Origin of the sequence: Desulfofundulus thermobenzoicus (assembly GCF_009428905.1) — a bacterium.
In the GTDB taxonomy this organism is placed as follows: Bacteria; Bacillota; Desulfotomaculia; order Desulfotomaculales; family Desulfovirgulaceae; genus Desulfofundulus_A; species Desulfofundulus_A thermobenzoicus.
Genome location: NZ_WHYR01000275.1, coordinates 1 through 382, shown reverse-complemented (window position 1 = coordinate 382; position 382 = coordinate 1). Strand labels below are relative to the sequence as shown.

Annotated in this window: 1 protein-coding gene; it reads right to left on the bottom strand. The window is 41.4% G+C overall.

Annotation, left to right across the window (positions count from 1 at the left end; translation table 11 throughout):
* Positions 1 to 382 (bottom strand): extracellular solute-binding protein (locus GFC01_RS18615; protein ID WP_152948542.1); only part of this gene is annotated, 382 nt, incomplete at both ends.

The following is a 382-nucleotide window of genomic DNA, read 5'->3' as shown; positions in this document are numbered from 1 at the left end:
ATACTAAAGCCTGCTGCATATTGTTTTCCATTAACAGTAAGCTTCTTTTGGACAGAACGGTAAAGCTTTTTGACATTCGGCGCTTGATCTTCATCGATAGGCGCAAGAACGTTTGCTGCGATACCTCTTTGAATCGTATCGGGCTGTAAGATTAGTAAGTCATATGGTGGATTTTTTCCATTTGACGCTTTTAATTTTGTAAACCATTCAGAATCCGCCCCAGAGACGGTTTGCACTTTAATTCCTGTATCTTTTTCAAACTTTTCGAGGATTGGTTTGATATTCTTTTCCCAATCGCCTCCATATACGCCAACAATCACAGTCTGCTGCTGTTTGCCTTGATCCTTTCCATTTCCACCACAAGCAGCCAGCAGTACAACGA